This is a genomic window from uncultured Flavonifractor sp., assembly GCF_944385615.1.
Taxonomy (GTDB): Bacteria; Bacillota; Clostridia; order Oscillospirales; family Oscillospiraceae; genus Flavonifractor.
Map to the genome: position 1 here is coordinate 70784 of NZ_CALWXV010000006.1, position 9620 is coordinate 80403.

The 9620-nt window shown below is 52.0% G+C and carries 8 protein-coding genes; 2 read left to right on the top strand and 6 right to left on the bottom strand.

Annotated features, from left to right (window positions below; all coding sequences use genetic code 11):
• Positions 1 to 7: 7 nt before the first annotated feature.
• From Q0J75_RS03390 to Q0J75_RS03415, 6 genes are all read right to left on the bottom strand, one after another.
• Complete coding sequence (locus Q0J75_RS03390; protein ID WP_297196788.1) at positions 8 to 2632, bottom strand: DEAD/DEAH box helicase; 2625 nt, start codon at positions 2630 to 2632, stop codon at positions 8 to 10.
• A gap of 14 nt (positions 2633 to 2646) precedes the next feature.
• Entirely contained in the window at positions 2647 to 4404 is a 1758-nt protein-coding gene (locus Q0J75_RS03395) for a site-specific DNA-methyltransferase (RefSeq protein ID WP_297196790.1), read from the bottom strand.
• Positions 4391 to 4939: a DUF6680 family protein gene (locus tag Q0J75_RS03400; protein ID WP_297196792.1), complete on the bottom strand. Its 549-nt coding sequence runs from the start codon at positions 4937 to 4939 to the stop codon at positions 4391 to 4393. Before Q0J75_RS03400 ends, Q0J75_RS03395 begins: the two co-directional genes overlap by 14 nt.
• Before the next feature lie 24 nt (positions 4940 to 4963).
• The gene (locus Q0J75_RS03405) at positions 4964 to 5173 is read right to left on the bottom strand and encodes a helix-turn-helix domain-containing protein (protein ID WP_297196794.1); all 210 of its coding nucleotides are present in this window, start codon (positions 5171 to 5173) and stop codon (positions 4964 to 4966) included.
• A gap of 583 nt (positions 5174 to 5756) precedes the next feature.
• Positions 5757 to 6668 (bottom strand): hypothetical protein, encoded by a 912-nt coding sequence (locus Q0J75_RS03410; protein WP_297196797.1) that lies wholly within the window; start codon positions 6666 to 6668, stop codon positions 5757 to 5759.
• A gap of 31 nt (positions 6669 to 6699) precedes the next feature.
• A complete protein-coding gene (locus Q0J75_RS03415; protein WP_297196801.1) occupies positions 6700 to 7551 on the bottom strand; it encodes a sigma-70 family RNA polymerase sigma factor in 852 nt (283 codons plus the stop codon).
• A gap of 218 nt (positions 7552 to 7769) precedes the next feature.
• Between Q0J75_RS03415 and Q0J75_RS03420 the strand changes: the two genes are divergently transcribed.
• Positions 7770 to 8390, top strand: coding sequence for a CHC2 zinc finger domain-containing protein (locus Q0J75_RS03420; protein ID WP_297196803.1), 621 nt, complete (start codon positions 7770 to 7772; stop codon positions 8388 to 8390).
• On the top strand, positions 8368 to 9620 hold a 1253-nt coding region (locus tag Q0J75_RS03425; RefSeq protein WP_297196804.1), incomplete at its 3' end, for a DNA primase family protein. The genes Q0J75_RS03420 and Q0J75_RS03425, both read left to right, overlap by 23 nt.

A 9620-nucleotide genomic window follows, 5' to 3' on the forward strand; every position in this document is an offset into this window, starting at 1 on the left:
TGGGGTGTTACAATCCCTTCACAATCTCCATAAACCGCTCCATAGAATACGCTCCCGGATAGTCCGGCTGCTTGGTCTCGAACACCATGTAATACTTGTACTGTTTTCCGGCCAGCTTCGCCCACTGGTCACCGATTTTGGCTTTCTCCTTGGACTCATCATTATCCAGGTGATCGCCCTTAGTCTCCACCATCAGTATCTTTCCACTGTGGAGCATCACGATAATGTCGGGGTAAGCATGAACAGGTCCGTTAATCTGGAAGCCCAGTCTGGAGATGTTCCGGTGCCACCACTTGACGTTGCCCAACGCTGACAGTGCCCACACCACCTTGAACTCGTACTCGTTCATATCTTCTTCGGCGGTATAGAGCGATTTTGGCACCATCGAGGTAAATGCCGTTGGGGAGATCACCGCTGGCAGCGCATAGTTGGGCAGGCAGGAAATCTTGTCCTGCTCCAGCCAGGTATCAAAGACGCCGGAGCGATGCTGGGCAATCAGCTCCTTCACTTTCCCCTGAATTTTTACGACATAAGGATACGGTGACTGCTCCAACTCTGAGAGCTGATCGTCGCTCATGGTGCCGATCACCCGGTCGATATATTCATCCAGTTCCCGGTCATTGACGCAGTTCATTTTGGAAAGCTTTTGCTTGATAATGCTCTTACACACAGAAAGCCGCTTTTCCGAGGGCTGGGTGTTGAACCACTCTCGGAAAAAGGCGCTGTCGCCGCCGGACAGACGCCACGCCTTTGCGGTGCTGTCTTTGCTGTCGTCTACATCCACCCGTGCCATCTCAGCGTTGACCGTGGTGAAATCCACATGAGCATCTTTGTCCCGCAGAGAGAAGCCACCCTCCAAGTGCTCCAGTTCCAGGGTTTCGTGGGCTTCCGAAAACAGACTGGGGCCAGTCTCCAGCATAAACTGGGGGAAGCGCAAGGCAGAGGCTTCGTCTGCAAATTCCTCATTCATTCGGAACTGATTCATTTTGTCGCGCACCTCCGATGGAGCCTGGCTCAAAGCGGTATTGTCGGCCTGGTTGATCTCGTCCTCATAGGTTTTGTTCTGTTGCAGAGCCTGTGACAGCATGGGGTCGGACTGCATCGTTCCATCCTGCACGGATTGCTCCGCCTCCTGTGTGGCTGCTTCAAAACGCGCCTTCAAATCCGAGCCGTCTACCTCCGGCAGATCTGGTTCGTCAGCGGGAGGCGGGACAATAGGAAGTTGCTCCGGCTCCTGGGTGGGCGCAGCCGTAATGGGCACGTCCACATCCTGTGCCCGGTAGTCGCGGCTGCTGAAACCGGCGCTGTTCAGCCCGGCCACCACCTTCTCCAGCGTCTGGTGGAAGTCTGCGGAAGATGTGATGACATAGGAGAGATTCAGTACCTCGCTGCTGTTCTTCTGCGTATAGGGCAGCCGAAGCACCCGTCCCAAAATCTGCTCCACATCCACGGTAGAAGTGCGGTTTGCCACCGTGGCCAGCACATAGGCAAAGGGGCAGTCCCAGCCCTCTTTCAGAGCATTGACAGTGATGATGTACCGGATGGGGCAGTCTGGGGACAGCAAGTCCACATTTTTCAGCTCGTCCTTATCGCCGGTTTTGATGGCGATTTCCTGTTCGGAAATGCCGCCGTCCACCAGCGTTTTCTTTATTTTTTCGTATGTGGTGCTGTCTGCATTGTTGCGGGGCTGGGCCTGGAAAAGAACGATGGGGCGAATATAGCGTCCGCTGGTTTCCTGCTCTCGTTTAGCCTGTGCCTCCAGTTTGGCACGAATGGCGATAGCATCCCCATACACATCGGCCTGAGATTTACGGTTGTAGACGATGACCGGCAGTTTGACCATGTTGGCCTTTTTCAGGCGTGCAGCATCCACAAAAGAGATGATATTGCTTTTCTTCTTGGGGGTGGCGGTCAGGTCAAACACAAAGCTGGGATTAAAGTTTTGCAGCATTTCCACACTCAAATCCGAAGTGGCATGGTGGCTTTCGTCCACGATGACCACCGGATTCAGATAGCGGATTACCTGGATCAACGCCGTTTCATCGGTATCAGCCAGTAGAACCGACGGATCATCCATCCACTTTGCAAACTCGGCCAGATAACCGTTCTCCTGATAGGCTTTGCGCCCTTCTTTTTTGCTGGTGCGGAAGGAATCATAGCTGAGCACAAACAAGGAAAGCTGTTCTGTCACAGCAGAGGGGGTGAAGTTCTGCCCCATGAGGGCCTGTTCCTTGGAGTACACCTGCACCCGCCCGCCAAAATCCACATCCAGCCGCTGGCGATAGGGATGGTCTGGATTTTCCAGCGCCTTACGGGTCTGGGTCAGAATGGCCTCAGAGGGCACCAGCCATACAACGGCCTTGGCCCGGCGCTGGGGCATGGCGTCAAAAATCGTCCGAAGAGAACTGGCGGCGATATAGGTCTTGCCGCCGCCGGTGGGCACCTTGGCACACACATGGGGCACACCGGGGAGCGCATTCACATAATTGGGCATACCGCCGAAGCCCACCAGAACATTTTTTTCGTTCCAGAGGGCCTGATACGCCTTTGCCGGGCTTTGCAGTTCCACCACCAGCTCCAGGTAGCGTGCAAGATCGGCAATGACTTCTTTCTGATAGGATTTCAGTTCCATTTCTTCACGCTCCTTTACAGCCGGGCAATATCTCGGGGGATTTTCTTAAAGGTGATATTGTGCTTGTATAGTGTCTCCTGCGAGATGGCGCACAGGTCGGCATAGATGGTGTAGCCCTCGGCTTTGGTCTGGATGGTAGCCAAAAAGGCGTAGTCCAGCGTGGTGACGCTTTCCCGCTCATAATAGAAGTAATAGGCGGTGTTGCGGCACAGGCCCATGAAGTAGGGCTCGTCCACAGGCTGTTCGGCAGACAGGGGCTCTTTGGTCTCCATGTAGTAGACGTATTCCCTGATTTTCTGCGGGCCCACTTCTTCATTGAGGTTGCCGTCCGGCAGCAGAAGCACAGGCCCCAGCTCATAGTAGCTGAAATTGCCGCCGGTGCCTTCCACAGCTTTTTTGCCCTCTCCGTAGCCATCAATCACCCGTTTAACACGCTCGGCGGTAATGCTGTCGGCGTAGTCCATCATTTCCACAAGGATGAATTTACGGTTGCCGCCGTCGGCCTTGTTCATGTTGAGTACAGCATGGGCGGTGGTGCCGGAACCAGCAAACGAATCGAGAATTAGGGCCTTTCGATTCCCCGCAATTGTGAGTATACGCTCGATTAAACGGGAGGGTTTTGGAGTGTCGAAAGGAGACTTATTGTTGAAAATAGATTTTAGAGTTTTTGCGGCTTCATCTGTGTGCCCTACTTCCTCAAAAGACCAATAGTTTGTTGGTAACCTTCCTCCAACTCCGTCAAGATATGTTTTTCTGCGAATACCGCTTTTCCCTCGATTTGAAAAACACAAGAGTGGCCATTTACCTCTATCGTAAATCTGCAAAGCTTTTTTACGAGCTACATCTATTGTATCTGTAAGCATTATGGCCATCACATCATGGCGTACATCATCGACACTGACACCACATATTTCTGCCCGCCGCTCATCATCGCCAATTTGACGTAACTCATAATTGCCCCATCCAAGCATAATTTCAAGCACTTGCTCCTGCCCAAATGCCCAATGCCGCCCATTCGTAGGATAGATCAAACTTCCAGTAAAGGGGTGCTGAACAGCATATACCATGCCTGGATGTGTGGAGGCTCCTGGGGCAAAAGCATCACTGCTTTTCCACGGCATATCGTCATTATCAGGGTTCTTATATCGAGCATTCATTTCCTCTGTACGAGGTAATTTATTTGGATTCCAGCCTGGCTGTTTACTGTAAACAATCAGGTGCTCCACTTCGTTCACAATCCCTTTGGAGTCGTTTCGGGTAGAGTATGTCCGCTGCCATGAAATGTTTGACACAAAGCAGCTGCTTCCAAAAATCTCGTCACAAATTAGATTCAAATTGGCATACTCAGTATCATCAATACTGATAAAAATAACTCCGTCATCCGCTAACAGTCGCTGCAACAACTTCAAGCGGGGATACATCATACACAGCCACTTGTCATGCCGGGAAAGGTCCTCGCCCTCTTTGCCAACCACTTCGCCCAGCCACTTTTTGATCTTGGGGTCATTGACGTTATCGTTGTACACCCAGCCCTCGTTGCCGGTGTTGTAGGGAGGATCGATGTAGATGCACTTCACCTTGCCCTCGTACTGGGGCAGCAGGGCTTTTAGCGCCTCCAGATTGTCGCCATGGATAATCATGTTTTCGCTGCCGTTGTCCTCGGCGTGCTGCCCAGCTCCATCATAGCTGTACTGGCGCTCCAGCACCCGATAAGGCACCTCCTGGTGGTGGTTTACCACTTTATCTTTTCCAATCCATTCAAGTGTTGGCATGGGGATTATCCTCCTGTCGGTTTGGCGCTTGATTGGCTGCGTTAGTATTGATCATTTGAGCAAACGCACCAGCTACCTTTGCAAGCTCTGTCTGTCCTTTTTGGATGATCTGTTGCTGATCCATTGCCTCCATCATCCCTTTCGGAACATAAGGATTCTGAATGGTTTCCCATGTGATTTTATCCTTATATCCAAGAGAAATAGCCATTTTCTCAAGTAATTTATCTTGTGCTTGCTGCATTTGCTTTAACTGTATTTCATCTGGGTCCTTGACACAAAGAGCATGATAATATTCACTCCAAGCCTGTCGAACATTTTTATCATCCGAAAAAACAATATCAATAATGTTCATGGCTCGTGTACTTTCAACGGACCAGCCGATTCTGTTCATCATCATCGTCTTAAACACGTCCATTTTATCTTTTCGTTTTGCTGAAACATTTTGCAAATGCTGACCAATTATCACGGCTATTATGGGAATCAGGATAAGTGCAAGCAAGTTCAAAATGGCAGTTACAATTTCAAATGGAGTCATAGATCTCCCTCTCTTTCTATCTTGTTATGGAGCATCAGGAAAAATATCCACAATATCTCCGACATTGACTTTTAACACACCACAAATTTTCCCGAGTGTTTCTAGGGTCACTTCTTTATCGCGGTTTAGTTTTGTCATAGTATTGGGAGCGATTCCCGCCGCTCGGCGTAAGTCTGCCTTGCTCATCTTCCGGTCAATGAGCAGTTTCCAGAGCTTATTGTAAGAGATGGCCATATGGGTACCTCCGGTCAGAGAATTCGACTGTTTTATTATACCAGATATAGGGGCTTAGGACAATTAGTTTTCGCACTCCAATACGAAAATCTCCAACCAAGACCGAGGGTTCTGCGTATGCTTTGCCCAGCCGCCGCTGAACAGAAACAGGCACAGAAATTTGCCCACCGCCCGGGCAAATCTCTGTGCCTGTTTTACCTGTTCGGGCAGGAGCGCATCCATCGTGTGAGAACAGGATGGATAGCCACTGCACGGACAGGCGGGGAGCCCAGAGGGGAACAGCGTTCCCCTTGGCGAGAGGTTTCCAAAGGAGGGCAGCGCCTTCCTTGGCACACGACTTTCCCACGGAAAGTCTAGTGTGTTATACCTTTGCTTCCGGCTGACGCCGGGAAGGGGCTGTCTGCGGCATCTGCAACCTGGGCAGATGGGCAGCGGGCAGACACTTCTCGGCGGGCAGTAGGGCTGGCGGATTTTGTACGGACACGGACAAAATTGGGATTTGCACAGGGGGCAAAATCCGCCTGACCGGAAAAGGAAGCAAAGGTATATCATCCCCCGTCCCGCCGCAGCGAAAGAGCCCTCGTTAGTTCGTTTCCCCCTTGGATTTGTCACGGCTCTTATAGACATTATACTGGTTCTTGCACCGTGGGCTGCAAAAGGTTGCATTGGATCGGCTGCCCAGGAACACCTTCTGACAGTGCTTGCACAGGCGCAGGGGCTGGTCATCGTCCACCAGCATGAAGCTGAACATCATCTGGATACCCAACAACAGCGAATGGAAGTCCCAATAGATGGTGGGTTTATCCAGCAGTTCAATGTGGTAGCTGGGGGCGATTCCGCCGAACGCAGCCATGGCCTTGCGATACAGCCCCCGTGCTTCCTCATCGATGGAATCACAATCATTGTAGTACAGGATGGACGTAGACAGAGTGAATGCCCAATCCTTGAACTGCTGGGCAACCCAGTCATAGGGTTCCGCATATTCCCGCTGGAAGCTCATGTTCTTTGCCATCGGCTCGTCCATGAAAGTCATGGTTAGGGCAACCATCGTCCTGTCATTGGACACATTCCATGTGGATTCAATGCCCTTCTTCACCAAGTCCAGCTGGTCAAAGGGGTAAAACAGGGACAGGTATTTGTTTGTCGCCATGGATTCTTCCTTGATGAAGTGATTTTTCGGCAGATACACCGCCGCATAATCCATAAAGGACGGTGTGGTGGGAAGTGCAGTCATCAGCCCCAGCAGGCCGTACCGGGTGACAAACTCCATTATCGCCTTTTCCACTTCTGCTTCCGGCTTGCGCCCCATCAGCAGCATCCCCACATTCAGCGCATCCAGCACAATGTTAGGGACTTCTTTCAGCGGATTGTAGACATCCGGCTTTGCGTTTTTGCCGGGGGTGATGTACCGCTTGCCATCTTCCGCTGTTTTCAGCTCGTAATGATCGTACCGCACCCAATGGGAACGGGACTGTTCAAACAAATTTTTCATCATACACGCCCTTTCTCCTTAATCGTCCCAATTATCAGGGGCGGTTTTTCTTTTTTCTGCGCTTGGTCTTGTTCTCCCGCCGGATCACGGCATCCTTGCCCTGTTTCCTTGCGATTTTCGAGTATTCCTCCAAAAACTGGCGTTCCCGCAAGGTCAGGCTGCCGCCATGCTCCTGCTTGCCGCACAGATGGTCATACATCTGGCGCTGCAATTTCTTGTGGATGGTTTTCCGCAGCTTGCGGATGTTACGGTCAGACTGCCCACGCACAGCGGCAAGCCGGGTGGTGCTGTACAACCGCAAAGAGAGGAAATACAAAACCTCCTTGTGTTCCTCGCTCAGTTCCTCCACCATGCGGGAAATAAAGGGATCAGCGGTCAGGTTGTGCATCTCATAGGGGCAGTCAAACAGGATGTCCAGAAAGTTTCCGGCCATCAGCTGCCGGTATGCAGGGTTGTTCATCCATCGGGGAATGAGCTTCGGTTCCGCCACCGCCTGGTATTCCAGCGGCACATCCCCACGGAGGTTTTCGTGGTCCCGTTCCTGGCGCTCCCGGTTCCGGTCCAGCTTGTTCCATTCCTCCACCACGGACCGGAAATCTTTTTCGGTGCGGGCAGCTTCCTCCAGCCGACGCATGGCCTCGGCCCGAATCTCCCGTTTCAGCCGCTTTTCGCTGACCGGGGCGGATTCTTCTTCCTCGTTTTCCAGCTCCGCTTCATAGTCGATGGGATGCTCGTCCTGCTCCAGCTCGCTTTCCAGCTCTGCCAGACGTTCTTCCGCAAGCGCCTGTTCCAGCGTTTCCTCCGCCACACCAGTGCCTGTCCCATCGTCCCATACGGTGAAGCCACCCTCGGTATCCAGAAGCTCGTCATCAGACAGATACGCCATGACCTCACCTCTTTCAAAAAATATTTTGTGCTTTTTAAAAAAATGGTTCCGCTTTACACCCCGGATTTCTCCTATTAGTGAAAGGTAATCTAAAATCAGATTACTTTTTTCGGAACTACAACAACATTATACAGCGACTGCGCCGGAAGCGCAAGAAAGAGAGGTTCTATGGTAAAAAACGGCACCCAGGATTTTCTTTCGGAAGGGAGTGAGCAGTAATGACATGGTTTGAGCTGATAAAACAAGTTGTCCGAGTTCCGGAGGCTGCGGTCTATTATGGGCTGCAAGTCAGTCGAAACGGCATGGTCTGTTGTCCGTTCCATAATGACCGACACCCCAGCATGAAACTGAACGAGCGTTATTTTTACTGCTTCGGCTGCGGAGTAACCGGTGATGTGATTGACCTTGTGGCGAGGTTATTTGACCTGAGCAGTTACGAGGCAGCGCAGAAGCTGGCTTATGACTTCGGGATTGACCCGGACAAACCACCGGCAGCAATCGCTCTGCCCAAACCGGAACGTCCTCTGCTGAAAGCATACCGGCAGGAGGAAGTGCGCTGCCTGCGGGTATTGTGCGATTATCTGCATCTTCTGGAAAGCTGGAAGGTGCAGCACACACCCAAGACACCGGAAGATGTTCTGGATGACCGGTTTGTGGAAGCCTGCCAGATGCTGGACTATGTGGAGTATCTGGCAGATTTGCTCATTGCCGCCGAGCTGGAACAACGGGTAAAAATCGTAGAAATGCTGAACAAGGATGGTCTGATCGCCGGTTTGGAGGAACGGCTGGACAGGCTGAAAAAGGAGGACGATGCCCATGAAAAACAAAGCGCAGCTTGACGGGATGCCCGTCTGGTTTGATGGAAAAAGCATCAACGAAGCCCTGTTTTGTGAGGAGTTCTTGCAGACGCACAAGATCATCTTCACAAACGGGGCTTTTTTCACGCCCGAAGGCCGTGTGACCGATGAGCTGCCCCTGCGGGGAGAGATTTTTGAGGAGCTGAAATGCTGTGCGGTCAGCAACATTCCCCGCAAAATCAGCAACATTGTGGAACTGATGAAACTGGCGGCGCTGGAGGAGGATTTTCCCCCGGAACCGGACCGGATTCATCTTTCCAACGGGACACTCTTTCTGGACGGGACCTTTGTGGAGGGAAAGCCCAAAATTGTCCGCAATCGTTTCCCTGTGGCCTACAACCCCAACGCCCCGAAACCTGTTCTATGGCTGAAATTTCTGGATGGGCTGCTCTATCCGGAGGACATCCCCACCTTGCAGGAATATATCGGTTACTGCCTGATTCCCAGCAACAAGGGACAGCGAATGATGGTGATTAAGGGCAACGGCGGTGAGGGCAAGTCGCAGATCGGCGCTGTGCTGGGAGCTTTGTTCGGCTCCAACATGAAGGACGGCAGCATAGGGAAAATATCCGAGAACCGATTTGCCCGTGCGGATTTGGAACATATCCTCCTGTGCGTGGATGACGATATGCGGATGGAGGCCCTGCGCCAGACCAACTATGTAAAATCCATCGTCACCGCCCAGGGCAAGATGGATTTGGAGCGCAAGGGCAAGCAGAGCTATCAGGGATGGATGTGCGCCCGGCTGCTGGCCTTCTCCAACGGAGATTTGCAGGCGCTGTTTGACCGGAGCGACGGATTTTACCGCCGCCAGCTGGTGCTGACCACAAAAGAAAAGCCTGCTGGCCGTATAGATGATCCCGACCTTGCGGAGAAGATGAAAGCCGAGGTGGAGGGCATTCTGCTGTGGGCTTTTGAGGGATTGCAGCGGCTGGCCGCCAACAATTTCAAGTTTACCGAGAGCCAGCGCACAAAAGACAATCGGGAGGCCGTCAAACGAGATAACAACAATATCTTTGATTTTCTGGATTCAGACGGGTATGTTCGCCTAAAAGCCGATATGTCTGCCAGCTCCAAAGAGCTGTACGAAGCATACCAGATTTACTGCACCGAGAACAACCTGCCTGCCCTGAAACCCCGCAGCTTCAGCGAAGCCCTGATTGCCTGCCAGAGCCGCTACAATCTGGAATACTGCAACAATGTGACCAACGC

Bases quoted from the DNA above. Each gene is read 5' to 3' on its own strand.
- Q0J75_RS03390 (WP_297196788.1), bottom strand. From the start codon at position 2,632: ATGGAACTGAAATCCTATCAGAAAGAAGTCATTGCCGATCTTGCACGC.
- Q0J75_RS03395 (WP_297196790.1), bottom strand. From the start codon at position 4,404: ATGCCAACACTTGAATGGATTGGAAAAGATAAAGTGGTAAACCACCAC.
- Q0J75_RS03400 (WP_297196792.1), bottom strand. From the start codon at position 4,939: ATGACTCCATTTGAAATTGTAACTGCCATTTTGAACTTGCTTGCACTT.
- Q0J75_RS03405 (WP_297196794.1), bottom strand. From the start codon at position 5,173: ATGGCCATCTCTTACAATAAGCTCTGGAAACTGCTCATTGACCGGAAG.
- Q0J75_RS03410 (WP_297196797.1), bottom strand. From the start codon at position 6,668: ATGATGAAAAATTTGTTTGAACAGTCCCGTTCCCATTGGGTGCGGTAC.
- Q0J75_RS03415 (WP_297196801.1), bottom strand. From the start codon at position 7,551: ATGGCGTATCTGTCTGATGACGAGCTTCTGGATACCGAGGGTGGCTTC.
- Q0J75_RS03420 (WP_297196803.1), top strand. From the start codon at position 7,770: ATGACATGGTTTGAGCTGATAAAACAAGTTGTCCGAGTTCCGGAGGCT.